21 protein-coding genes and 1 pseudogene are annotated in these 24,062 nt (G+C 73.1%); 20 read left to right on the top strand and 2 right to left on the bottom strand.

The genetic code is table 11. From position 1 onward, the window contains the following. Window positions 1-282: 282 nt before the first annotated feature. Entirely contained in the window at window positions 283-786 is a 504-nt protein-coding gene (gene bldD, locus GA0115242_RS11690) for a transcriptional regulator BldD (protein WP_003988955.1), read from the bottom strand. Between the two features lie 254 nt (window positions 787-1,040). On the opposite strand from bldD, the gene pyrR reads away from it, so the two are divergent. The 14 genes and pseudogenes from pyrR (at window position 1,041) to GA0115242_RS11620 (ending at window position 17,732) form a co-directional block, all read left to right on the top strand. Then, entirely contained in the window at window positions 1,041-1,652 is a 612-nt protein-coding gene (pyrR, locus tag GA0115242_RS11685) for a bifunctional pyr operon transcriptional regulator/uracil phosphoribosyltransferase PyrR (RefSeq protein ID WP_093827376.1), read from the top strand. An 89-nt stretch (window positions 1,653-1,741) separates the two neighbouring features. Further along, the gene (locus GA0115242_RS11680; RefSeq protein ID WP_093827374.1) at window positions 1,742-2,728 is read left to right on the top strand and encodes an aspartate carbamoyltransferase catalytic subunit; all 987 of its coding nucleotides are present in this window, start codon (window positions 1,742-1,744) and stop codon (window positions 2,726-2,728) included. Beyond that, window positions 2,725-4,011, top strand: coding sequence for a dihydroorotase (locus GA0115242_RS11675; RefSeq protein WP_093827372.1), 1,287 nt, complete (start codon window positions 2,725-2,727; stop codon window positions 4,009-4,011). The genes GA0115242_RS11680 and GA0115242_RS11675 overlap by 4 nt, the downstream gene beginning before the upstream one ends. Next, on the top strand, window positions 4,008-4,568 hold the full coding sequence (locus tag GA0115242_RS11670; RefSeq protein ID WP_093827370.1) for a PH-like domain-containing protein: 561 nt from the start codon (window positions 4,008-4,010) through the stop codon (window positions 4,566-4,568). Before GA0115242_RS11675 ends, GA0115242_RS11670 begins: the two co-directional genes overlap by 4 nt. Next, complete coding sequence (gene carA / locus GA0115242_RS11665) at window positions 4,565-5,707, top strand: glutamine-hydrolyzing carbamoyl-phosphate synthase small subunit (RefSeq protein WP_093827368.1); 1,143 nt, start codon at window positions 4,565-4,567, stop codon at window positions 5,705-5,707. Before GA0115242_RS11670 ends, carA begins: the two co-directional genes overlap by 4 nt. Then, window positions 5,700-9,008, top strand: a complete 3,309-nt coding sequence (gene carB / locus GA0115242_RS11660) for a carbamoyl-phosphate synthase large subunit (protein ID WP_093827366.1) — start codon at window positions 5,700-5,702, stop codon at window positions 9,006-9,008. Before carA ends, carB begins: the two co-directional genes overlap by 8 nt. Before the next feature lie 51 nt (window positions 9,009-9,059). Further along, window positions 9,060-10,169: a quinone-dependent dihydroorotate dehydrogenase gene (locus GA0115242_RS11655; RefSeq protein ID WP_093827364.1), complete on the top strand. Its 1,110-nt coding sequence runs from the start codon at window positions 9,060-9,062 to the stop codon at window positions 10,167-10,169. Further along, window positions 10,166-11,011, top strand: coding sequence for an orotidine-5'-phosphate decarboxylase (gene pyrF / locus GA0115242_RS11650; protein WP_093827362.1), 846 nt, complete (start codon window positions 10,166-10,168; stop codon window positions 11,009-11,011). Before GA0115242_RS11655 ends, pyrF begins: the two co-directional genes overlap by 4 nt. Window positions 11,012-11,363: 352 nt before the next feature. After that, window positions 11,364-11,687 carry an integration host factor gene (locus GA0115242_RS11645; RefSeq protein ID WP_003977346.1) on the top strand — a complete coding sequence of 108 codons (324 nt, stop codon included), beginning with the start codon at window positions 11,364-11,366 and terminating at the stop codon, window positions 11,685-11,687. Window positions 11,688-11,747: 60 nt separating this feature from the next. After that, window positions 11,748-12,341 (top strand): guanylate kinase, encoded by a 594-nt coding sequence (gene gmk / locus GA0115242_RS11640; protein WP_093827360.1) that lies wholly within the window; start codon window positions 11,748-11,750, stop codon window positions 12,339-12,341. A 56-nt stretch (window positions 12,342-12,397) separates the two neighbouring features. After that, entirely contained in the window at window positions 12,398-12,670 is a 273-nt protein-coding gene (rpoZ, locus tag GA0115242_RS11635) for a DNA-directed RNA polymerase subunit omega (protein WP_003988945.1), read from the top strand. 119 nt (window positions 12,671-12,789) lie between these two features. After that, complete coding sequence (gene coaBC, locus GA0115242_RS11630; protein WP_093827358.1) at window positions 12,790-13,992, top strand: bifunctional phosphopantothenoylcysteine decarboxylase/phosphopantothenate--cysteine ligase CoaBC; 1,203 nt, start codon at window positions 12,790-12,792, stop codon at window positions 13,990-13,992. Between the two features lie 239 nt (window positions 13,993-14,231). Beyond that, complete coding sequence (gene metK / locus GA0115242_RS11625) at window positions 14,232-15,440, top strand: methionine adenosyltransferase (protein WP_093827356.1); 1,209 nt, start codon at window positions 14,232-14,234, stop codon at window positions 15,438-15,440. A gap of 124 nt (window positions 15,441-15,564) precedes the next feature. Then, window positions 15,565-17,732: pseudogene (locus tag GA0115242_RS11620) on the top strand (primosomal protein N'). Window positions 17,733-17,950: 218 nt separating this feature from the next. Here GA0115242_RS11620 and GA0115242_RS11615 read toward each other — a convergent pair. Beyond that, the gene (locus GA0115242_RS11615) at window positions 17,951-18,493 is read right to left on the bottom strand and encodes a hypothetical protein (RefSeq protein WP_093827354.1); all 543 of its coding nucleotides are present in this window, start codon (window positions 18,491-18,493) and stop codon (window positions 17,951-17,953) included. Window positions 18,494-18,870: 377 nt separating this feature from the next. Here GA0115242_RS11615 and fmt point away from each other — a divergent pair, with 377 nt between their 5' ends. The 6 genes from fmt to GA0115242_RS11585 all read left to right on the top strand — a co-directional run bounded on the left by fmt (window position 18,871) and on the right by GA0115242_RS11585 (window position 24,051). Beyond that, on the top strand, window positions 18,871-19,803 hold the full coding sequence (gene fmt, locus GA0115242_RS11610) for a methionyl-tRNA formyltransferase (protein ID WP_093827352.1): 933 nt from the start codon (window positions 18,871-18,873) through the stop codon (window positions 19,801-19,803). A 143-nt stretch (window positions 19,804-19,946) separates the two neighbouring features. Beyond that, complete coding sequence (locus GA0115242_RS11605; protein ID WP_093827351.1) at window positions 19,947-21,383, top strand: RsmB/NOP family class I SAM-dependent RNA methyltransferase; 1,437 nt, start codon at window positions 19,947-19,949, stop codon at window positions 21,381-21,383. 69 nt (window positions 21,384-21,452) lie between these two features. Further along, complete coding sequence (gene rpe, locus GA0115242_RS11600; RefSeq protein WP_093827350.1) at window positions 21,453-22,139, top strand: ribulose-phosphate 3-epimerase; 687 nt, start codon at window positions 21,453-21,455, stop codon at window positions 22,137-22,139. A gap of 78 nt (window positions 22,140-22,217) precedes the next feature. Continuing rightward, window positions 22,218-23,261 (top strand): sugar-binding transcriptional regulator, encoded by a 1,044-nt coding sequence (locus GA0115242_RS11595; RefSeq protein WP_093827347.1) that lies wholly within the window; start codon window positions 22,218-22,220, stop codon window positions 23,259-23,261. 53 nt (window positions 23,262-23,314) lie between these two features. Continuing rightward, complete coding sequence (locus GA0115242_RS11590) at window positions 23,315-23,734, top strand: ribonuclease domain-containing protein (protein WP_093827345.1); 420 nt, start codon at window positions 23,315-23,317, stop codon at window positions 23,732-23,734. Continuing rightward, on the top strand, window positions 23,731-24,051 hold the full coding sequence (locus tag GA0115242_RS11585; RefSeq protein ID WP_093827344.1) for a barstar family protein: 321 nt from the start codon (window positions 23,731-23,733) through the stop codon (window positions 24,049-24,051). The genes GA0115242_RS11590 and GA0115242_RS11585 overlap by 4 nt, the downstream gene beginning before the upstream one ends. The last annotated feature ends 11 nt before the right edge of the window (window positions 24,052-24,062 follow it).

Raw genomic sequence — 24,062 nt, 5'->3', positions numbered from 1 at the left:
CCCACCGCCCGCCGCCCGGCGCGCCCGCGCACGCCCCCGTGACCCGTACCGGCCGCGCGTCGTCCTCGCGCTCGTCCCGGTGCGCCTCGGGCGGCACAGGGGTCTCCGGGGCCGCGGACGGGCGCCCAGGGCCCGTGGCGGGGGAGACGGCGGCTGGGGCGCCTCTCGCGTCCCGGGTGCCTCCGCGGGCACCCGTGGCCCATGAAAAAAGCCACCGAGGCGGCCGGAACCGTCAAGTTCCGGTCACCCCGGTGACACGTTTCTTCTCAAGCGGGGAGCGGGTCAGCCCTCGTCGTGCGTGGCGACGGCGCGGCGCGCGTCCGCGTCCAGCACACCCCAGCTGATCAGCTGCTCGGTGAGGACCGAGGGGGACTGGTCGTAGATGACGGCCAGTGTGCGCAGGTCGTCCTGGCGGATCGACAGCACCTTGCCGTTGTAGTCGCCGCGCTGGGACTGGATCGTCGCCGCGTAGCGCTGGAGCGGGCCCGCCTTCTCGGCCGGCACCGTGGCCAGCCGCTCCAGGTCGAGGACCAGCTTGGGCGGCGGCTCGGCGGCTCCGCCCGGAGTGGTGCCCGGCAGCAGCTCCTGCACCGGAACGCCGTAGAAGTCCGCCAGCTCGGCCAGGCGCTGCACGGTCACGGCGCGGTCGCCGCGTTCGTACGAACCGACCACGACGGCCTTCCAGCGTCCCTGCGACTTCTCCTCGACTCCGTGGAGGGAAAGGCCCTGCTGGGTGCGGATGGCCCGAAGCTTGGCCCCGAGCTGTTTGGCGTATTCGCTGGACATATAGCTCCCCGGACACTGTGTCGCGCGGAGCGGCCTGGTTTCCGTGCCGCGCGTCTGGTAACTCACTGTGAGGTTACGCAGCGTGACTCTCGTGCGTCAAGCCGAATGGTCCACACCGATGCTTCCGCGACAGCCATGGCCGATTACTCCAGGGGGGTGAATCGGGGGCACGGTGGGGCCTGCTACCGTGGATGGCGCAAATCCGACGTCCTTTAAGGTCCGTCCCGTGAGGCGGAGAAGGAGGTCCGTTTCCCATGGACACGCAGGACACGCAGAACCCGCGGCAGGACCAGGACACCCCGCGAAGCGGTGGCTCCGGGCCCGCCGACGCCCGGCCCGTCCTCGAGGGCCCCGACATCGCGCGGGTGCTGACCCGCATCGCGCACGAGATCGTCGAACGCGCCAAGGGCGCCGAGGACGTGGTGCTGCTCGGCATCCCGACCCGGGGCGTCTTCCTCGGCCGCAGGCTCGCCGAGAAGCTCGCCGAGATCACCGGCCGCACCGTCCCGGTGGGCTCCCTCGACATCACCATGTACCGCGACGACCTGCGGATGCACCCGCCGCGCGCGCTGGCCCGCACCGAGATCCCCGGCGACGGCATCGACGGCCGCCTCGTCGTCCTCGTCGACGACGTGCTCTTCTCCGGCCGCACCATCCGCGCCGCCCTGGACGCCCTGAACGACATCGGGCGCCCGCGCGCGGTCCAGCTCGCCGTCCTCGTCGACCGGGGCCACCGCGAACTGCCCATCCGCGCCGACTACGTCGGCAAGAACCTCCCCACGTCGCTGCGGGAGACGGTCAAGGTGCTGCTCGCCGAGGAGGACGGTCGCGACACCGTGCTGCTCGGTGTGAAGCAGAACCCGTAGCGGACCGACGGCACACCACCTCGCGGTGTGCCGCGCCTTCGCCTGCCCGGAATCTCCTCATTCCTGAACTGCCTTACGGAGCCTGACAGATGCTGCGTCATCTCATCTCGGCCGCCGACCTCACCCGCGACGACGCCGTCCTGATCCTCGACACCGCCGAGGAGATGGCCCGGGTCGCCGACCGGCCGATCAAGAAGCTGCCGACCCTGCGCGGCCGGACGGTCGTCAACCTCTTCTTCGAGGACTCGACCAGGACCCGGATCTCCTTCGAGGCCGCGGAGAAGCGCCTGTCCGCGGACGTCATCAACTTCACCGCCAAGGGGTCGAGCGTCTCCAAGGGCGAGTCCCTGAAGGACACCGCCCAGACCCTGGAGGCCATGGGCGTCGACGCCGTGGTCATCCGGCACGGCGCCTCCGGGGCGCCCTACCGGCTCGCCAACTCCGGCTGGATCGACGCCGCCGTCATCAACGCGGGCGACGGCACCCACCAGCACCCCACCCAGGCGCTGCTGGACGCGTTCACCATGCGCCGCCGCCTGGTCGGCCGGGACGCCGGACTGGGCCAGGACCTCGGCGGGCGGCGCATCACCGTCGTCGGCGACATCCTGCACAGCCGGGTCGCCCGCTCCAACGTCGACCTGCTGCACACCCTCGGCGCCCAGGTCACCCTGGTCGCCCCGCCCACCCTGGTGCCGGTCGGCGTCGGGAGCTGGCCCTGCGAGGTCTCCTACGACCTCGACGCCGTCCTGCCCAAGTCCGACGCGGTGATGATGCTCCGCGTCCAGCGCGAGCGCATGAACGCCGCGTTCTTCCCGACCGAGCGCGAGTACTCGCGCCGCTACGGACTCGACGGCGACCGGATGGCCCGGATGCCCGAGCACGCCGTGGTGATGCACCCCGGGCCGATGGTCCGCGGCATGGAGATCACCGCCGAGGTCGCCGACTCCGACCGCTGCACCGTCGTCGAGCAGGTCGCCAACGGCGTCTCCATCCGGATGGCCGTCCTGTACCTGCTGCTCGGCGGCAACGAGCCCGCCGTCACCCACACCCGCACCGAGGAGAAGTCCGACCGATGAGCAAGATCCTGATCCGCGGTGCGAAGGTGCTCGGCCACGACCCGCAGGACGTCCTGATCGACGGCGAAACGATCGCCGAGGTCGGCACCGGCCTCTCCGCCGACGGCGCCGAGGTCGTCGAGGCCGACGGCAAGGTGCTGCTGCCCGGCCTCGTCGACCTGCACACGCATCTGCGCGAGCCCGGCCGCGAGGACTCCGAGACCGTGCTGACCGGCACCCGCGCCGCCGCCTCCGGCGGGTTCACGGCCGTCTTCGCGATGGCCAACACCTTCCCGGTCGCCGACACCGCGGGCGTCGTCGAGCAGGTGTACCGGCTCGGCCGCGACCACGGCTACTGCGACGTCCAGCCGATCGGCGCCGTCACCGTCGGCCTGGAGGGCAGGAATCTCGCCGAGCTGGGCGCCATGCACGAGTCCGCGGCCGGTGTCACCGTCTTCTCCGACGACGGCAAGTGCGTCCACGACGCCGTGATCATGCGCCGCGCCCTGGAGTACGTGAAGGCCTTCGGCGGCGTCGTCGCCCAGCACGCGCAGGAGCCGCGGCTCACCGAGGGCGCCGAGATGAACGAGGGCGTCGTCTCCGCCGAGCTGGGCCTCGGCGGCTGGCCCGCGGTGGCCGAGGAGTCGATCATCGCCCGGGACGTCCTGCTCGCCGAGCACGTCGGCTCCCGCGTCCACATCTGCCACCTCTCCACCGCGGGCTCCGTCGAGATCGTCCGCTGGGCCAAGTCTCGCGGCATCGCCGTCACCGCCGAGGTCACCCCGCACCACCTGCTGCTCACCGACGAACTGGTGCGCACCTACAACCCCGTCTACAAGGTCAACCCGCCGCTGCGCACCGAGCGCGACGTGCTGGCCCTGCGCGAGGCGCTCGCCGACGGCACCATCGACATCGTCGCCACCGACCACGCCCCGCACCCGCACGAGGACAAGGACTGCGAGTGGGCCGCCGCCGCCATGGGCATGGTCGGCCTGGAGACCGCGCTGGCGGTGGTGCAGGAGACCATGGTGGACACCGGGCTCCTCACCTGGGCCGGGGTCGCCGACCGGATGTCCGTCAAGCCCGCCGAGATCGGCCGGGCGGAGGGCCACGGCCGTCCCGTCTCGGCTGGTGAGCCCGCCAACCTCACACTCGTCGACACGGCATACCGTGGGTCGGTGGACCCCGCGGGCTTCGCCTCGCGCAGCCGGAACACCCCCTACGAGGGGCGCGAGCTGCCGGGCCGTGTGACGCACACCTGGCTGCGGGGCAAGGCCACGCTCGTCGACGGGAAGCTCACGTGACACCTCTCATCCTGCTCGCGGCCGAGAAGAAGTCGGCCGAGGTCACCGACTGGGCCGCCCGGCTCGGCTGGCTCGTCGGACTCGCGCTCTTCGTCGCGCTCGTCTACTGGCTGATGCGCGAGGGCTGGAAATGGCGCGGCACCCTCCAGGGCGACCTGCCGGAGCTGCCCACCGCGCCCGCAGCGCCGGGTGCGGCGAGACTGACCATGAACGGCCGCTACCACGGCTCCACCACCGCCGGCCAGTGGCTCGACCGCATCGTGGCGCACGGCCTCGGCACCCGCAGCCGGGTCGAGCTGACCCTGACCGACGCCGGGCTCGACGTCGTGCGCCCCGGCGCCCGCGACTTCTTCGTGCCGCTCGACCGGCTGCGCGAGGCCCGGCTCGACAAGGGCATCGCGGGCAAGGTCCTCACCGAGGGCGGGCTGCTGGTGGTGACGTGGGAGCACGGCGAGCGGCTGATCGACTCCGGGTTCCGCTCGGACCGGGCGGCCGAGCACACCGAGTGGGCCGACGCCCTGAACCAGATCATCAACAAGACGGAAGGCGCACGATGACAACCTCCACCAGGGGAGCTGACAAGACTCCCGCCGTACTCGTCCTGGAGGACGGCCGGATCTTCCGCGGCCGTGCCTACGGGGCCGTGGGGGTCACGTTCGGCGAAGCCGTGTTCTCCACCGGCATGACCGGCTACCAGGAGACCCTCACCGATCCGTCGTACCACCGCCAGGTCGTCGTGATGACCGCCCCGCACGTCGGCAACACCGGCGTCAACGACGAGGACCCCGAGTCGGGCCGCGTCTGGGTCGCCGGGTACGTCGTGCGCGACCCCGCGCGCGTGCCGTCCAACTGGCGCTCCCGCCGCTCCCTCGACGAGGAGCTGCGCAACCAGGGCGTCGTCGGCATCTCCGGCGTCGACACCCGCGCCCTCACCCGCCACCTGCGCGAACGCGGTGCCATGCGCGTCGGCATCTTCTCCGGGACCGCCCTCCCGGACGACGACAGCATGCTCGCCGAGGTCCGGCAGGCCCCCGAGATGACCGGCGCCGACCTCTCCGCCGAGGTCGCCACCCGGGAGAGCTACGTGGTCCCCGCGGTCGGCGAGAAGAGGTTCACCGTCGCCGCCGTCGACCTCGGCATCAAGGGCATGACCCCGCACCGGATGGCCGAGCGCGGCATCGAGGTGCACGTGCTGCCCGCCACCGCCACCGCCGAGGACGTCTACGCGGTCGCCCCCGACGGCGTGTTCTTCTCCAACGGTCCCGGCGACCCCGCCACCGCCGACCACGCGGTCGCCGTGATGCGCGCCGTCCTGGAGCGCTCCACCCCGCTCTTCGGCATCTGCTTCGGCAACCAGATCCTGGGCCGGGCCCTCGGCTTCGGCACCTACAAGCTGAAGTACGGCCACCGCGGCATCAACCAGCCGGTGCAGGACCGCACCACCGGCAAGGTCGAGGTCACCGCGCACAACCACGGCTTCGCCGTCGACGCCCCCCTCGACCGGGTCTCCGAGACCCCCTTCGGCCGCGCCGAGGTCTCCCACGTCTGCCTCAACGACGACGTGGTGGAGGGGCTGCGGCTGCTCGACCGGCCTGCCTTCAGCGTCCAGTACCACCCCGAAGCGGCAGCGGGCCCGCACGACGCCGCCTACCTGTTCGACCGCTTCGTCTCCCTGATGGAGGGCCAGCGTGCCTAAGCGCACCGATATCCAGTCCGTCCTGGTCATCGGCTCCGGTCCGATCGTCATCGGCCAGGCCGCGGAGTTCGACTACTCCGGCACCCAGGCGTGCCGCGTCCTGCGGGCCGAGGGCCTGCGGGTCGTCCTCGTCAACTCCAACCCGGCGACGATCATGACCGACCCGGAGATCGCCGACGCCACCTACGTCGAGCCGATCACCCCGGAGTTCGTCGAGAAGATCATCGCCAAGGAGCGCCCGGACGCCCTGCTGCCCACCCTGGGCGGCCAGACGGCCCTCAACACGGCGATCTCGCTGCACGAGGCCGGAACGCTCGACAAGTACGGCGTCGAACTGATCGGCGCCAACGTCGAGGCCATCAACAAGGGCGAGGACCGCGACCTCTTCAAGGGCGTCGTCGAGGCCGTCCGCCGCAAGATCGGCCACGGCGAGTCCGCCCGCTCGGTCATCTGCCACTCCATGGACGACGTCCTCCAGGGCGTCGACACCCTCGGCGGCTACCCCGTCGTCGTGCGCCCCTCCTTCACCATGGGCGGCGCCGGTTCCGGCTTCGCCCACGACGAGGAGGAGCTGCGCCGCATCGCCGGACAGGGCCTCACGCTCTCCCCGACCACCGAGGTGCTCCTGGAGGAGTCCATCCTCGGCTGGAAGGAGTACGAGCTGGAGCTGATGCGCGACAAGAACGACAACGTCGTGGTCGTCTGCTCCATCGAGAACTTCGACCCGATGGGCGTCCACACCGGCGACTCGATCACCGTCGCCCCCGCGATGACGCTCACCGACCGCGAGTACCAGACCCTGCGCGACATCGGCATCGCCGTGATCCGCGAGGTCGGCGTCGACACCGGCGGCTGCAACATCCAGTTCGCGGTCGACCCCGAGGACGGCCGGGTCATCGTCATCGAGATGAACCCGCGCGTCTCCCGGTCCTCCGCGCTCGCCTCCAAGGCGACCGGCTTCCCGATCGCCAAGATCGCCGCCAAGCTCGCCGTCGGCTACACCCTCGACGAGATCCCGAACGACATCACCCAGGAGACCCCGGCCTCCTTCGAGCCCACGCTCGACTACGTCGTCGTCAAGGCTCCGCGGTTCGCCTTCGAGAAGTTCCCGAGCGCCGACTCCACGCTGACCACGACCATGAAGTCGGTCGGCGAGGCCATGGCCATCGGCCGCAACTTCACCGAGGCGTTCCAGAAGGCGCTGCGCTCGCTGGAGAAGAAGGGCAGCCAGTTCACCTTCGTCGGCGAGCCCGGCGACAAGGACGCGCTGCTCGCCGAGGCCGTGCGGCCCACCGACGGACGCATCAACACCGTCATGCAGGCCATCCGCGCCGGTGCCACGCCCGAGGAGGTCTTCGCGTACACGAAGATCGACCCCTGGTTCGTCGACCAGCTCTTCCTGATCAAGGAGATCGCGGACGAGCTGGCCGCCGCCGACAAGCTGGAGCCCGAGCTGCTCGCCGAGGCCAAGCGGCACGGCTTCTCCGACCAGCAGATCGGCGAGATCCGCAGCCTGCGCGAGGACGTCGTCCGCGAGGTGCGGCACGCGCTGGGCATCCGCCCCGTCTACAAGACGGTCGACACCTGCGCCGCCGAGTTCGCCGCGCGCACCCCGTACTTCTACTCGTCCTACGACGAGGAGAACGAGGTCGCCCCGCGCGAGAAGCCCGCCGTCATCATCCTGGGCTCGGGCCCCAACCGCATCGGCCAGGGCATCGAGTTCGACTACTCCTGCGTCCACGCCTCCTTCGCGCTCTCCGACGCCGGGTTCGAGACCGTCATGGTCAACTGCAACCCGGAGACCGTCTCCACCGACTACGACACCTCCGACCGGCTCTACTTCGAGCCGCTCACCCTGGAGGACGTGCTGGAGATCGTCCACGCCGAGCAGCAGGCGGGCCCGGTCGCCGGTGTCGTCGTCCAGCTCGGCGGCCAGACCCCGCTCGGCCTCTCGCAGGCGCTCAAGGACAACGGCGTGCCGATCGTGGGCACCTCGCCCGAGGCCATCCACGCCGCCGAGGACCGCGGCGCCTTCGGCCGGGTGCTCGCCGAGGCCGGACTGCCCGCCCCCAAGCACGGCACCGCCACCACCTTCGCCGGTGCCAAGGCCATCGCCGACGAGATCGGCTACCCGGTCCTGGTACGCCCCTCGTACGTCCTCGGCGGACGCGGCATGGAGATCGTCTACGACGAGACCCGCCTCGCCTCCTACATCGACGAGTCGACCGAGATCAGCCCCTCCCGGCCGGTCCTCGTCGACCGCTTCCTCGACGACGCCATCGAGATCGACGTCGACGCCCTGTACGACGGCGAGGAGCTGTACCTCGGCGGCGTCATGGAGCACATCGAGGAGGCCGGCATCCACTCCGGCGACTCGGCGTGCGCGCTGCCCCCGATCACCCTCGGCGGCTTCGACATCAAGCGGCTGCGCACCTCCACCGAGGCCATCGCGCGCGGTGTCGGCGTCCGCGGACTGATCAACATCCAGTTCGCGCTCGCCGGTGACATCCTCTACGTCCTGGAGGCCAACCCGCGCGCCTCCCGCACGGTCCCCTTCACCTCCAAGGCGACCGCCGTGCCGCTGGCCAAGGCCGCCGCCCGCATCTCGCTGGGCGCGACCGTCGCCGAACTGCGCGCCGAGGGCCTCCTGCCGGCCCGCGGCGACGGCGGCGACCTGCCCTACGACGCGCCGATCTCCGTCAAGGAGGCCGTCATGCCGTGGTCGCGGTTCCGCGACGTCCGCGGCCGGGGCGTGGACACCGTCCTCGGCCCGGAGATGCGCTCCACCGGCGAGGTCATGGGCATCGACTCCGTCTTCGGCACGGCGTACGCCAAGTCGCAGGCGGGCGCCTACGGCCCGCTGCCCACCAAGGGCCGCGCGTTCATCTCGGTCGCCAACCGCGACAAGCGGTCGATGATCTTCCCGGCGCGCGAGCTGGTCGCCCACGGCTTCGAGCTGCTCGCCACCTCCGGCACCGCCGAGGTCCTCAAGCGCAACGGCATCAACGCCACCATGGTGCGCAAGCAGTCCGAGGGCACCGGGCCCAACGGCGAGAAGACCATCGTCCAGCTGATCCACGACGGCGAGGTCGACCTGATCGTCAACACCCCGTACGGCACCGGCGGCCGCCTCGACGGCTACGAGATCCGCACGGCGGCCGTGGCCCGGTCGGTCCCCTGCCTGACGACGGTGCAGGCGCTCGCCGCCGCCGTCCAGGGCATCGACGCCCTCCACCACGGCGACGTGGGCGTCCGTTCGCTCCAGGAACACGCCGAACACCTGACCGCGGCCCGCGACTAGCAGCCGACAGGGGGACACCGGAAACGGTGTCCCCCTCGTCATGAGGACACCATGTACAGGATCTTCTTCTCCCTCGTCTTCCGGCGGATGGACGCCGAGGCCGCCCACCGCCTCGCCTTCCGCTGGATCCGCCTCGCCGCCCGGATCCCGGTGCTGCGCACCTTCCTCGCCGCCGCGCTCGCCCCCCGCCACGAGGAGCTGCGCACCGAGGCCCTCGGACTGCGGATGCACGGCCCGTTCGGGCTCGCCGCCGGTTTCGACAAGAACGCGGTCGCCGTCGACGGCATGACGATGCTCGGCTTCGACCACGTCGAGATCGGCACCGTCACCGGGCAGCCGCAGCCGGGCAACCCGGGCAAGCGGCTGTTCCGGCTGGTCCCCGACCGGGCGCTGATCAACCGCATGGGCTTCAACAACGACGGCTCGCTGGCGGTCGCCGCCCGGCTCGCCTCCCGCGAGGCGGTCTTCAGGACCGTCGTGGGCGTCAACATCGGCAAGACCAAGGCGGTCCCCGAGGCCGACGCGGTCGCCGACTACGTCACGTCCACCGAGCGGCTCGCCCCCCACGCCGACTACCTGGTCGTCAACGTCTCCTCGCCCAACACCCCCGGACTGCGCGACCTGCAGGCCACCGAGGCGCTGCGCCCGCTGCTGACGGCCGTGCGCGAGGCCGCGGGCCGCGCGGTCCCCGGCCGCCGGGTCCCGCTCCTCGTCAAGATCGCCCCCGACCTCGCCGACGAGGACGTCGACGCGGTCGCCGACCTCGCCGTCGAACTCGGCCTGGACGGCATCATCGCCACCAACACCACCATCGCCCGCGACGGACTCGGCCTCACCTCCGACCCCGCCCTGGTCGCGGAGACCGGCGGCCTCTCCGGCGCGCCCCTCGGGGAACGCTCCCTCGAGGTCCTGCGACGCCTCTACGCGCGCGTGGGCGACCGCGTCACGCTGGTCGGCGTCGGCGGTGTCCGGGACGCCGAGGACGCCTGGCAGCGCATCCTGGCCGGCGCCACCCTCGTGCAGGGCTACAGCGCCTTCGTCTACGAGGGGCCGTTCTGGGCCCGCGCCGTCCACAAGGGCCTCGCCGCCCGCCTGCGCACCAGCCCGTACGCCACCCTCGCCGACGCGGTCGGCGCCGACGTCAGGAAGGCCGCCGCATGACCGCCCCCGCCCCCTTCGGCGCCCGGCTGCGCCACGCCATGGACACCCGCGGGCCGCTCTGCGTGGGCATCGACCCGCACGCGTCCCTTCTCACCGGCTGGGGCCTGACCGACGACGTCTCCGGTCTCGAGCGGTTCAGCCGCACGGTCGTGGCGGCCCTCGCCGACCGGGTCGCCGTCCTCAAGCCGCAGAGCGCCTTCTTCGAGCGGTTCGGCTCGCGCGGCGTCGCCGTCCTGGAGCGGACCGTCCAGGAGGCGCGGGCGGCCGGGGCGCTGGTCGTGACCGACGCCAAGCGGGGCGACATCGGCTCCACCATGGCCGGGTACGCCGAGACCTTCCTGCACCCGGACTCGCCGCTGTTCTCGGACGCGCTCACGGTCTCGCCGTACCTCGGCTACGGCTCGCTCGCCCCCGCCGTGGAGCTGGCCCGGCGGACCGGCACCGGGCTCTTCGTGCTGGCCCTCACCTCCAACCCGGAGGGCGGCGAGGTGCAGCGCGCGGTGCGGGCCGACGGCCGGGACGTCGGCGCGACGATGCTGGCGCACCTGGCGGCCGAGAACGCGGGGGAGGAGCCGCTCGGTTCCTTCGGCGCGGTGGTCGGCGCCACCCTGGGCGACCTGTCCTCCTACGACCTCGCGATCAACGGCCCGCTGCTGGCGCCCGGCGTCGGCGCGCAGGGCGCCACCGCGGCCGATCTGCCCGCCGTGTTCGGGTCCGCCGTGCGGGACGTCGTCCCCAGCGTCAGCCGGGGCGTCCTGCGCCACGGTCCGGACGCGGGGGCGCTGCGGTCGGCCGCCGACCGGTTCGCGGACGAGATCAGGGCCGTCCTCGCGGCGGTGTGAGGAGCGCCACTGACGACGGCACGCGCGCGTGAGGGGGCGCGCGTGCCGTATGAGGCTTTCGCGACGGTCGTCGCGGGCGTTCGAGCTGGTCGGTGGAGTCCTCCGATGAGTGGCCCGGGATCGGCCCGCGTCCGATTCCGCCCCCACATCCTGGTCCATATGTCCTGAATGTCGGGCCTGACAGAGGCTGACCAGGACTTTTCCGCTGTTCTCGCTGACTCTGGCGCCCTTGCCCGCTAGTCTCCGACGAGAGTCAACGGGCGAGCGTGTTGCTCGTGGCTCGCCAGGTGTGGGGCGACTAGGTTCCTCACCGGTCCGTATCCGACAGTTCGACATCCGAGGTGACGTAGGCGTGGCTCTTCCGCCCCTTACCCCTGAACAGCGCGCAGCCGCGCTCGAAAAGGCCGCCGCGGCTCGCCGGGAGCGGGCCGAGGTCAAGAATCGACTCAAGCACTCCGGCGCCTCCCTGCATGAGGTCATCAAGCAGGGCCAGGAGAACGACGTCATCGGCAAGATGAAGGTCTCCGCCCTGCTGGAGTCACTGCCGGGCGTGGGCAAGGTCCGCGCCAAGCAGATCATGGAGCGACTGGGCATCTCCGAGAGCCGCCGCGTGCGGGGTCTCGGTTCGAACCAGATCGCGTCCCTGGAGCGTGAGTTCGGCAGCACCGGCTCCTGAGTCCGGCCGGTCCGGACCCGGGAGTCCCGGGCACTCCGGGATTGCTGGAATAATCGCTGCATGGCTGCAACATTCCGGGGGACGACCCCCGAGCCCCCGGACGTACGTCCGCGGCTGACCGTGCTCTCCGGCCCCTCCGGGGTCGGCAAGAGCACGGTCGTCGCCCATATGCGCAAGGAACACCCCGAGGTCTGGCTCTCGGTGTCGGCGACGACCCGCAAGCCCCGCCCCGGCGAGCAGCACGGCGTCCACTACTTCTTCGTCAGCGACGAGGAGATGGACAAGCTGATCGCCAACGGCGAGCTGCTGGAGTGGGCCGAGTTCGCCGGCAACCGCTACGGCACGCCGCGCGCGGCGGTGCTCGAGCACCTGGAGTCCGGGGTGCCGGTCCTCCTGGAGATCGACCTCCAGGGCGCCCGCCAGGTCCGCGAGACCATGCCCGACGGACGGCTGCTGTTCCTGGCCCCTCCCTCCTGGGAGGAGCTGGTGCGCAGGCTGACCGGCCGGGGCACCGAGCCGCCCGAGGTGATCGAGCGCCGGCTGGACGCGGCGAAGATCGAACTGGCGGCCGAGCCCGAGTTCGACATGACGCTGGTCAACACCTCCGTCGAGGACGTGGCGCGTGAGCTGCTAGCCTTGATGGACGTTGTGTGATCGTGATCGTGCTGATCACACTCCCCGAATCTTTCCCATCCATCGGAAGGTAGAGCGTGTCCTCTTCCATCTCCGCGCCCGAGGGCATCATCAACCCGCCGATCGACGAGCTCCTCGAGGCCACGGACTCGAAGTACAGCCTCGTGATCTACGCGGCGAAGCGGGCCCGCCAGATCAACGCGTACTACTCGCAGCTCGGTGAGGGCCTCCTCGAGTACGTCGGTCCCCTCGTCGACACCCACGTCCACGAGAAGCCGCTCTCGATCGCCCTGCGCGAGATCAACGCGGGTCTGCTGACGTCCGAGGCCGTCGAAGGCCCCGCCCAGTAGCACCACCCGCTCGACGACGTCCTGTCCGCAGGCCCGGCAGCGCGACTGCCGGGCCTGTGGTGTGTCATGGAGGGTGAACGCCGCCGCGTCGCGGAGTCGCACGGATCAGGGGAGAGACGGTGGACAAGCCCAAGGTCGTCCTGGGGGTCAGCGGTGGCATCGCCGCCTACAAGGCCTGTGAGCTGCTGCGCAGACTGACCGAGTCGGGACACGAGGTACGGGTCGTGCCCACCGCCTCCGCCCTGCACTTCGTCGGCGCCGCCACCTGGTCCGCCCTCTCCGGCAACCCCGTCGCCACCGAGGTCTGGGACGACGTCCACGAGGTCCCGCACGTGCGCATCGGGCAGCACGCCGACCTGGTCGTCGTCGCCCCGGCCACCGCCGACCTGCTCGCCAGAGCCGCCCACGGCCTCGCCGACGACCTCCTCACCAACACCCTGCTCACCGCCCGCTGCCCGGTCGTCTTCGCGCCCGCCATGCACACGGAGATGTGGGAGCACCCCGCCGTCCGGGAGAACGTGGCCACGCTGCGCCGCCGCGGAGCCGTCGTCGTCGAACCCGCCGTCGGCCGCCTCACCGGTGTCGACACCGGCAAGGGGCGGCTGCCCGACCCGGCCGAGATCTTCGAGGTCTGCCGCCGGGTCCTCGCCCGCGGCGTCACCGCACCCGACCTCGCCGGGCGCCATGTCGTGGTCAGCGCGGGCGGCACCCGCGAACCGCTCGACCCGGTCCGCTTCCTCGGCAACCGCTCCTCCGGCAAGCAGGGCTACGCCCTCGCCCGGACCGCCGCCGCGCGCGGGGCCCGGGTCACACTGCTCGCCGCCAACACCGGGCTGCCGGACCCGGCGGGCGTCGACGTCGTCCAGGTCGGCACCGCCGTGCAGCTGCGCGAGGCCGTGCTGAAGGCGGTCGCCGACGCGGACGCCGTGGTCATGGCCGCCGCCGTCGCCGACTTCCGTCCGCAGACCTACGCGGCCGGAAAAATCAAGAAGAAGGACGGCCAGGACCCCGAACCGGTCGTCCTGGTGCGTAATCCGGACATTCTCGCGGAGATCTCCGCGGAGCGCGCCCACCCCGGCCAGGTGGTCGTCGGCTTCGCCGCCGAGACCGACGACGTGCTGGCCAACGGCCGCGCCAAGCTGGCCAGGAAAGGCTGCGACCTGCTCGTGGTCAACGAGGTGGGGGAGCGCAGGACCTTCGGGTCCGAAGAGAACGAAGCGCTGGTCCTGGGCGCGGACGGCACCGAGACGCCCGTGCCGCACGGCCCCAAGGAGGCTTTGGCCGAAATCGTCTGGGACCTGGTGGCGGACCGGCTCCGCTGACGGTTTCCTGCGTCTCCCCGGTCCTGCCGAACCTTCTCCCGACGGGTGTGGCGAGCCTGGCCAACGCCGCTCGGGATGTGCACAATGCCCGTGCCGCAGGTCACAGCCGTCCCTAGGGGCAAGACAGGGGGACCGTTGACCGAGCGCGACCGATAAACTGTTCTCGGACGTGGCCGGGCGCAGCCCCCGTACCGTCCGCCCATGATCAGCCAGCAGCCGCTGCAACCCCAGGGAGCGTTGTGTCCCGTCGCCTTTTCACCTCGGAGTCCGTGACCGAGGGTCACCCCGACAAGATCGCTGACCAGATCAGCGACACCATTCTCGACGCGCTGCTGCGAGAGGACCCCTCGTCCCGCGTCGCCGTCGAGACGCTGATCACCACCGGCCTCGTGCACGTCGCCGGAGAGGTCACCACCAAGACCTACGCGGACATCGCGACCCTCGTCCGCAACACGGTCCTCTCGATCGGCTACGACTCCTCGAAGAAGGGCTTCGACGGCGCCTCCTGCGGCGTGTCGGTGTCCATCGGCTCGCAGTCCCCCGACATCGCGCAGGGTGTGGACACGGCGTACGAGTCCCGGGTCGAGGGTGACGAGGACGAGCTGGACAAGCAGGGCGCGGGCGACCAGGGCCTGATGTTCGGCTACGCGACGGACGAGACGCCGACGCTGATGCCGCTGCCGATCTTCCTCGCGCACCGCCTCTCCAAGCGCCTCTCGGACGTCCGCAAGAACGGCACCATCCCCTACCTGCGCCCCGACGGCAAGACGCAGGTCACCATCGAGTACGACGGCGACAAGGCCGTCCGGCTCGACACGGTCGTGGTCTCCTCGCAGCACGCGAGCGACATCGACCTGGAGTCGCTGCTCTCCCCCGACATCCGCGAGTTCGTCGTGGAGGCCGAGCTGAAGGCGCTCGTCGAGGACGGCATCAAGCTCGACACCGACAGCTACCGCCTGCTGGTCAACCCCACCGGCCGCTTCGAGATCGGCGGCCCGATGGGCGACGCCGGGCTGACCGGCCGCAAGATCATCATCGACACCTACGGCGGCATGGCCCGCCACGGCGGCGGCGCGTTCTCCGGCAAGGACCCGTCCAAGGTGGACCGCTCCGCCGCGTACGCGATGCGCTGGGTCGCGAAGAACGTGGTGGCGGCGGGTCTGGCCGCCCGCTGCGAGGTCCAGGTCGCGTACGCGATCGGCAAGGCCGAGCCGGTCGGTCTCTTCGTCGAGACGTTCGGCACCGCCAAGGTCGACGCCGAGAAGATCGAGAAGGCCATCGACGAGGTCTTCGACCTCCGCCCGGCCGCGATCATCCGCGACCTCGACCTGCTCCGCCCGATCTACGCCCAGACGGCGGCCTACGGGCACTTCGGCCGCGAGCTGCCGGACTTCACCTGGGAGCGCACCGACCGCGTGGACGCGCTGCGCGAGGCCGCGGGACTGTAACCCGCCACACCCGCCGCGAGGCCCGGCGCCCTTGGGGGGCGCCGGGCCTCGCTCTGTTCAGGAGGACCGCCCGCGGCGGACGCCCCCAGGCCCGATGTCAGTCCCGTTTGGTAAGAATGCAGGCGTGAGCAGCGATGACGGGCAGGGTGGCGGGGGCGGGGGGAAGGTGCCGCCCGAGCAGCTCGCGTTGATCCGGGAGAGTGTGCGGGACGCCAAGGTGCCGCGGGCCAAGCCGCGGACCTGGCGGGGGGCCGCGCTGGCCGGGGAGCTGCCCGTCGCGCGGGTGCTCGTCGACAAAGGGGTGCTGCACCTCGACCGGTACTTCGACTACGCCGTGCCCGAGGAGCTGGACGCGGACGCGCAGCCGGGGGTGCGGGTGCGGGTCAGGTTCGGGGCCGGGCGGCACCGGGTGCGGGGCGGGCGGCGCGAGGGCGGCGGCCTGATCGACGGGTTCCTCGTCGAGCGCCGTGCCGAGTCCGACTACGCGGGCCCCCTCGCCGCCCTCGCCCAGGTCGTCTCCCCGGAGCGGGTGCTCAGCGAGGAGCTGCTCGGGCTCGCCCGCGCCGTCGCCGACCGGTACGCGGGCTCCCTCGCCGACGTCCTCCAGCTCGCCGTCCCGCCGCGCAACGCCCGCGCCGAGCAGCGGCCGTCCGCCGCGCCCCTGCCACCGCCCCGCCGCCCGCCGCCGGGTCCTGGGAGCGGTACGCGCACGGGCCCGCGTTCGTCGAGGCGCTCGCCTCCGGTGCCGCGCCGCGCGCCGTCTGGAACGCCCTGCCGGGTCCTGAGTGGGCCGACGAACTCGCCCGCGCCGTCGCCGCCACCCTCGCCTCCGGGCACGGCGCCCTCGTCGTGCTGCCCGACGGCAGGACCGTCGCCCGGGTGGACGCCGCCCTCACCGCCCTGCTCGGCGAGGGGCGGCACGCCGTCCTGACCGCCGACGCCGGGCCCGAGAAGCGCTACCGGCAGTGGCTCGCCGTGCGGCGGGGCGCGGTGCACGCCGTCATCGGCACCCGCGCCGCGATGTTCGCGCCGGTCCAGGACCTCGGCCTGGTCGCCCTCTGGGACGACGGCGACGACAGCCACAGCGAACCCCACGCCCCGCAGCCGCACGCCCGCGAAGTGCTGCTGCTGCGCGCCGCCCAGGACCGCTGCGGGTTCCTGCTCGGCGGGTGGAGCTGCACGGTGGAGGCCGCCCAGCTCGTCGAGACCGGCTGGGCCCGGCCGCTGGTCGCCGTCCGCGACCGGGTCCGCACCGCCGCGCCGCTGGTGCGCACCGTCGGCGACGGCGACCTCGCCCGCGACGAGGCCGCGCGGGCCGCCCGGCTGCCCACCCTCGCCTGGCAGGCCGTCAGGGAGGGGCTGCGGAGCGGACCCGTGCTGGTCCAGGTGCCCCGGCGCGGCTACGTCCCCCGGATGGCCTGCGCCGCCTGCCGGGCGCCCGCCCGCTGCCGGCACTGCGCCGGTCCCCTGGAGGCCCCCGACGCCGCCGCCCTCACCTGCGGCTGGTGCGGGCGTCCCGAGGAGAAGTGGCACTGCCCCGAGTGCGGCGGTTTCCGGCTGCGCGCCCAGGTCGTCGGCGCCCGCCGCACCGCCGAGGAGCTGGGCCGCGCCTTCCCCGCCGTCCCGGTGCGCACCTCCGGGCGCGAGCAGGTGCTCGACACCGTGCCCGGCACCCCCGCCCTCGTCGTCAGCACCCCGGGCGCCGAGCCCGTCGCCGAGGGCGGGTACGCGGCCGCGCTGCTCCTGGACGGCTGGGCCATGCTCGGGCGGCCCGACCTGCGCGCTGGTGAGGACGCCCTGCGGCGCTGGATCGGCGCGGCCGCGCTGGTGCGGCCGCAGACGGTCGGCGGCACCGTGGTCGTCGTCGCCGAGCCCACCCTGCGGCCTGTGCAGGCGCTGGTGCGCTGGGACCCCGTCGGGCACGCGGTGCGCGAACTGGGGGAGCGGGCCGAGCTGGGCTTTCCCCCGGTCTCCCGGATGGCCGCCGTCTCGGGGGCGCCGGACGCGGTGTCCGCGTTCCTCGCCGCGGTGGAACTGCCCGCCGAGGCCGAGGTGTTGGGCCCGGTGCCGCTGCCCGTCACCTCGGCGGGGCGTCCCCGGCGGGTCGGTGCGCCCCCTCCCGGCGAGCGGTGGGAGCGGGCCCTGGTCCGGGTGCCGCCGGGCAGCGGCGCCGCGCTGGCCGCGGCCCTCAAGGCGGCCCAGGCGGCCCGGACGGCACGCGGCGCGTCCGCGTCGGGGGAGGCGGGCGCGGGGGCGGTCCGGGTGCGGGTCGATCCCCCTGACATCGGGTGAGGCGCTGCCGCTGCCCGCGGTGACGGGGGTGGTCCGACGCCGGTCCGGGGGCGGGGTCCGGGGGTCCGGGCGGGCTCGTGTGAACTCCGGCGCCGGGCGCTGATTCCCCGTATCGGCGGGGACGGGGTGGAGAGCGGTGCGGGGGGCCTCGTCCGTGGGTGGGGCCCGGCATGCTACTGCCCTCCCAGAGGGTGGGAGGGCAGGGGCGGTGCGGTGGGTCAGCCGTTGCGGGGGCCGGGGAACGCCGTCGGCCTGGCCTCTTCGCGCAGGACGGGGCTGCCCGACGTCGGCTGGGTCGGCATCGAACGGGCCGCGGGCACCGTCGGGACCGGCGGCAGCGCGGGCGTGACGCTCATCGTGCGGGTCGTCGCCGCCTCCGTGGTCCGCTCGGCGTCCGCCGCGGCCTGCGTCGCCGCGCGCCGGGCGCCGTACCGCCGGTGCACCGCCTGCTTGGTGACGCCCAGCGCCGAGCCCACCGCGTCCCACGAGAAGCCGAGGGAGCGGTCGAAGTCGACGGCGGCCGTGACCAGGGTCTCGACGCTGTCCCGCAGCTCCTGCGCGAGGCGGACCGTGGGCGCGGGGGCGCGTCCGTAGACGACGAAGCCCGTGGAGGGTCCTGAGCGGCGCGGGCGGTAGACGTTGCCCAGTTGGGCGGTGAGCGTGCGCAGTGCGTCCACCTGCCGACGGACCCGCTCGATGTCCCGCACCAGCAAGTGCAGGCTGGCCCGAGCCTGGGCGTCGTGGGTTGCGTGGTCGGCCATGAAGAAGCCTCTCGAACCGGCGTTGCAAACGATCGGGCCGCGCGGTCGCAGCCCGCTGTGGTCAACTCTTTCTTGACCAACGCCGGACCGACCCGCTGGTCACGCATCGGGGGCGTGAGGGCATATGCGTACGCCCCCGGGCACGCCTCGGGCCGCGGTCGTCCGCCGTCGGGCGTCAGCCATAAACTGGGCGTCACCCGTCACCCGTCACCCACAGTCAACCGTCACCTGACGTCCGTCACCCGACGCCCGTCGTCAGTCCTCACCCGTCGTCAGTCCATACCCGCCGTCAGCCGTCACCGTCAGCCGCGCGTCGCCCCCGTCCCCCGAGCGGGCCCCGCCGTGCGCCCCATGTTCCGAGAGGGCCGTATCCACCCATGAAGCTCGTCTTCGCCGGTACCCCCGAGGTCGCCGTTCCCGCCCTGGACGCCCTGATCGCCTCCGGGCGGCACGAGGTGGCCGCCGTCGTCACCCGGCCCGACGCGCCGGCCGGGCGCGGGCGCAGGCTGGTGGCGTCGCCGGTGGCGGAGCGCGCCGAGGAGGCCGGGATCGAGGTGCTCAAGCCGGTGAAGCCGCGAGACCCCGCGTTCCTCGACCGGCTGCGGGAGATCGCCCCCGACTGCTGTCCCGTCGTCGCGTACGGGGCGCTGCTGCCGCGTGTCGCGCTCGACGTGCCCGTCCACGGCTGGGTCAACCTGCACTTCTCGCTGCTGCCCGCCTGGCGGGGCGCCGCGCCGGTGCAGCACTCCATCATGGCGGGCGACGAGATCACCGGCGCCTCCACCTTCCTCATCGAGGAGGGACTCGACTCCGGGCCCGTCTACGGCACCGTCACCGAGGAGATCCGGCCCACCGACACCAGCGGCGACCTGCTCACCCGGCTCGCGTTCGCCGGGTCCGGGCTGCTCGCCGCCACGATGGACGGCATCGAGGACGGCACCCTGAAGGCGGTCCCGCAGCCCGCCGAGGGCGTCACTCTCGCCCCGAAGATCACCGTCGAGGACGGGCAGCTCGACTGGGCCGCCCCCGCGCTGCGCGTGGACCGCGTGGTGCGCGGCTGCACGCCCGCGCCGGGCGCCTGGACCGTCTTCCGGGGCGAGCGGCTCAAGCTCATCCACGTCACGCCGGTGCCGGACCGCACCGACCTCGCGCCCGGACAGCTCGCCGTCGGCAAGAACAGCGTCCACGCGGGCACCGGCTCGTACGCCGTCGAGCTGCTGTGGGTGCAGGCCCAGGGCAAGAAGCCGATGCGTGCGGCGGACTGGGCCCGGGGCGCGCGCATCGCCGACGGGGAGACGCTCCTCGGCTGACCCGCCGCGGGGGCGGGGGAGCGGACCCGGGCCCGGACGCCGCAGGCGTGGTGCCCGGCGGCCGGACGTACGCTGGGGGCGTATGCCGTGCGCGCGGGGCCGGAGGCCCCTCGCACCCCACCCACACCCGGAGCACCTTTTCCGTGAGCGACACCTCCCGTCGGCCCCGCAGACCCGGCAAGCCCTACCGTCGGCCCCAGAAGGACCCCGTCCGCATCCTCGCCTTCGAGGCGCTGCGGGCCGTGGACGAGCGGGACGCGTACGCCAACCTCGTGCTCCCGCCGCTGCTGCGCCGGGCCCGCGAGAAGGAGGGGCCCGAGAAGTTCGACGGGCGGGACGCCGCGCTGGCGACCGAGCTGGTCTACGGGACGCTGCGCCGCCAGGGCACCTACGACGCCGTCATCGCCTCCTGCGTCGACCGGCCGCTGCGCGAGGTCGATCCGCCGGTCCTGGACGTCATCAGCCTGGGCGTGCACCAGTTGCTCGGCACCAGGATCCCGACCCACGCGGCCGTCTCCTCCGCCGTCGAGCTGGCCCGGGTGGTGCTCGGCGACGGACGGGCCAAGTTCGTCAACGCCGTGCTGCGCAAGGTCGCCCAGGACGACCTCGACGGCTGGATCGCCCGGGTCGCGCCGCCCTACGACGAGGACCCGGAGGACCACCTCGGCGTCGTGCACTCGCACCCGCGCTGGGTCGTCTCCGCCCTCTGGGACGCGCTCGGCGGCGGCCGGGCGGGCATCGAGGAGCTGCTGGCCGCCGACAACGAACGCCCCGAGGTCACCCTCGTCGCCCGCCCCGGCCGCTCCACCCGCGAGGAACTGCTCGGCGAGGAGGCCGCCGTCGCCGGGCGCTGGTCGCCGTACGCGGTGCGGCTCTCCGAGGGCGGGGAGCCCGGCGCCGTCGAGGCGGTCAGGGAGGGCCGGGCCGGAGTGCAGGACGAGGGCAGCCAGCTCGTCGCCCTCGCGCTGGCGAACGCCCCGGTCGAGGGGCCCGACCGGGCCTGGCTGGACGGCTGCGCCGGCCCCGGCGGCAAGGCCGCACTGCTCGCCGCCCTCGCCGCCGAACGCGGGGCCGTGCTGCTCGCCTCCGAGAAGCAGCCGCACCGGGCCGGGCTGGTGGCCCGCGCGCTGGACGGCAACCCCGGGCCCTACCAGGTGATCGCCGCCGACGGGACCAGGCCGCCCTGGCGGTCGGGCGCCTTCGACCGCGTCCTGATGGACGTCCCCTGCACCGGGCTCGGCGCCCTGCGCCGCCGCCCCGAGGCACGCTGGCGGCGCCGCCCGGCCGACCTCGACGGCTTCGCCCCGCTCCAGCGGTCCCTGCTGCGCACCGCGCTGGACTCCGTGCGGGTCGGCGGCGTCGTCGCCTACGCGACCTGCTCCCCGCACCTCGCGGAGACCCGGGCGGTCGTCGACGACGTCCTCAAGCAGCGCGGCGGCGCCGAGCTGGTCGACGCCAGGCCGCTGCTGCCCGGCGTCCCCGACCTCGGCGAGGGACCCGACGTCCAGCTCTGGCCGCACCTGCACGGCACCGACGCGATGTACCTCGCGATCCTGCGCAGGACGGGCGACGGCGCCTGAACCGCGCCTGCCGCGGTCCGGGTCCGTACCGGCGCCAACAAAAGGGCCGGGACATGGCAGGCTTGGAGCATGGCAGCCCAGATCAACCCCAGCATCCTGTCCGCGGACTTCGCCCGCCTCGCCGACGAGGCGCGGGCGGTCGAGGGGGCCGACTGGCTCCATGTCGACGTCATGGACAACCACTTCGTGCCGAACCTGACGCTCGGAGTGCCGGTCGTAGAGTCCCTCGCGCGGGCGACGGAGACCCCGCTGGACTGCCATCTGATGATCGAGGCCCCCGATCGGTGGGCACCGCAGTACGTCGAGGCGGGGGCCTCCTCCGTCACCTTCCACGTGGAGGCGGCGGCCGCCCCGGTACGGCTGGCCCGGGAGATCCGGGCCAAGGGCGCCCGCGCGTCCATGGCGCTGCGCCCGGCGACGCCCGTCGAGCCGTACGAGGACCTGCTCCCCGAGCTGGACATGCTGCTGATCATGACCGTGGAGCCGGGCTTCGGCGGCCAGGCGTTCCTCGACATCATGCTGCCGAAGATCCGCCGCACCCGTGAGCTGATCGGCAAGCACGGCCTCGACCTGTGGCTCCAGGTCGACGGCGGGGTCTCCGCCTCCACCATCGAACGCTGCGCCGAGGCCGGGGCCGACGTCTTCGTCGCCGGGTCCGCCGTGTACGGCGCCGACGACCCGGCCGAGGCGGTCCGCGCCCTGCGCGCCCGTGCCGACGCCGCGACCGCCGGAGCCTCCTGGGGATGCGACCACTGAGCCACGGGTACGTGAACGGCGTCCATCGGGGCGAATCAAGTGCGCCGGATCTGCGAGGATGAACGGCGAACCCAGAGCGTGAACAGCAGTGAGGAGAACGCCGTGTCGGGTATGTCGGCGGGCCGGTCAGCAGTGCGGATGGGACCCGCTGAGCTGGTGCAGGCGGCGGCCATGGCCCGCCGCTTCTACCTGGAGGGCAAGTCCAAGATCCAGATCGCGGAGGAGTTCGGGGTCAGCCGCTTCAAGGTGGCCCGGGTGCTGGAGACGGCCCTGGAGAGAGACCTGGTCCGCATCGAGATCCGGGTCCCGGCCGAACTGGACGCCGAGCGCTCGGACGCGCTGCGCGCCCGCTACGGCCTCCGGCACGCCGTCGTCGTCGAGTCCCCGGCCGACGTCGACGAGTCGCCCGACCCGGAGAACCTCGGCGAGGTGGCCGCCGACCTGCTCGGCGAGCTGGTCACCGAGGGGGACGTGCTGGGCCTGGCCTGGGGCCGGTCCACCATCCACATGGCCGCCGCGCTCGACCGGCTGCCGCCGTGCACGGTGGTGCAGCTGACGGGCGTGTACGACGCAGGCACCGCCGAGCGCGGCTCGGTGGAGGCGGTCCGCCGGGCCGCCCAGGTCTCCGGCGGCGACGCGCACCCCATCTACGCGCCCATGCTGCTGCCGGACGCGGCCACCGCGTCGGCGCTGCGCCACCAGACCGGGATCGCCCGCGCCTTCGAGTACTTCGACAAGGTCACCGTGGCCTGCGTGTCGATCGGCTCCTGGGAGCCGGGCATCTCCACCGTGCACGACATGCTCAGCGACGAGGAGCGCGGCCACTACGCCTCGCTCGGGGTCGCCGCCGAGATGTCCGCGCACCTCTTCGACGGCGAGGGCCGCCGGGTCGGCCGGGACCTCGGCGAGCGGTGCATCACCGTCAAGGCCGACCAGCTCCGCCGCATCCCCGAGGTGGTGGCGATCGCGGGCGGGGCGCGCAAGGCCGCCGCGATCGACGCCGTGCTCCGCTCGGGCCTGGTGACCAGCCTGGTCACCGACACCTCCGCAGCCGACGTCCTGATGACGACGGGGACCACCCCGAAGTCCGCGCTCAACCGCGAGGACCCGGACGGGATCTGACGGGGCGCGGCGGCCGCACGGACACCCGGGGACGGACATGGCAGCATCACCGTATGCTGCCGAGGTTCGTCCCCCGAGTCCTTCTCTGCCTGCTCGCCGTCCTGCTCACCGGCTGCTCGACGGCGCCCGGCACCGGCTCGGCCGTCCCCTCCGCCCGCTCCAGCGGCGCCCCGTCCGCCCCCGCGCGGGCCGACGGCATGTCCACCGTCAGGGCCGCCGCCCTGCCCGCCGAGGCCCGCCGCACCCTCGACCTCATCGACCGGGGCGGCCCCTACCCCTACAGCAGGGACGGCGTCGTCTTCGGGAACCGCGAGGGGCTGCTGCCGCGCGAGGCGCGCGGCTACTACCACGAGTACACGGTGCCGACCCCGGGTTCCCGGGACCGCGGCGCGCGGCGCATGGTCACCGGGCGCGAGGGGGAGGTCTACTACACCGATGATCACTACGAATCGTTCAGGGCGGTACTGAGATGACGAGCCCCCACTCCGTCACGCTGGACCTCCACGGCGTCGCCGACAAGGCGGAGTTCATGGACCGGGTCGCGCGCGCCCTCGCGCTGCCCGACTGGTTCGGCCGCAACTGGGACGCCCTCGCCGACTCCCTGGCCGACCCCGGCACCTGGCCGGGGACGGCCGCCGACGACGGCCTGCTGATCGTCGTGCGCGGCTGGCGGCCCTACGCCCAGACGCGGCCCGACGAGTGGGCGATCGCGCAGGACGTGCTCGCCGAGGCCGCCGACCGGGCGCCCGCGCTCGACGTGATGCTCGCCCTCGGCCACCGGGTCCGCTGATCCGCTCCCTC

The sequence above is a fragment of the Streptomyces sp. SolWspMP-5a-2 genome, assembly GCF_900091845.1.
Taxonomy (GTDB): Bacteria; Actinomycetota; Actinomycetes; order Streptomycetales; family Streptomycetaceae; genus Streptomyces; species Streptomyces doudnae.
This window is presented reverse-complemented; position numbering and strand designations above follow the sequence as displayed.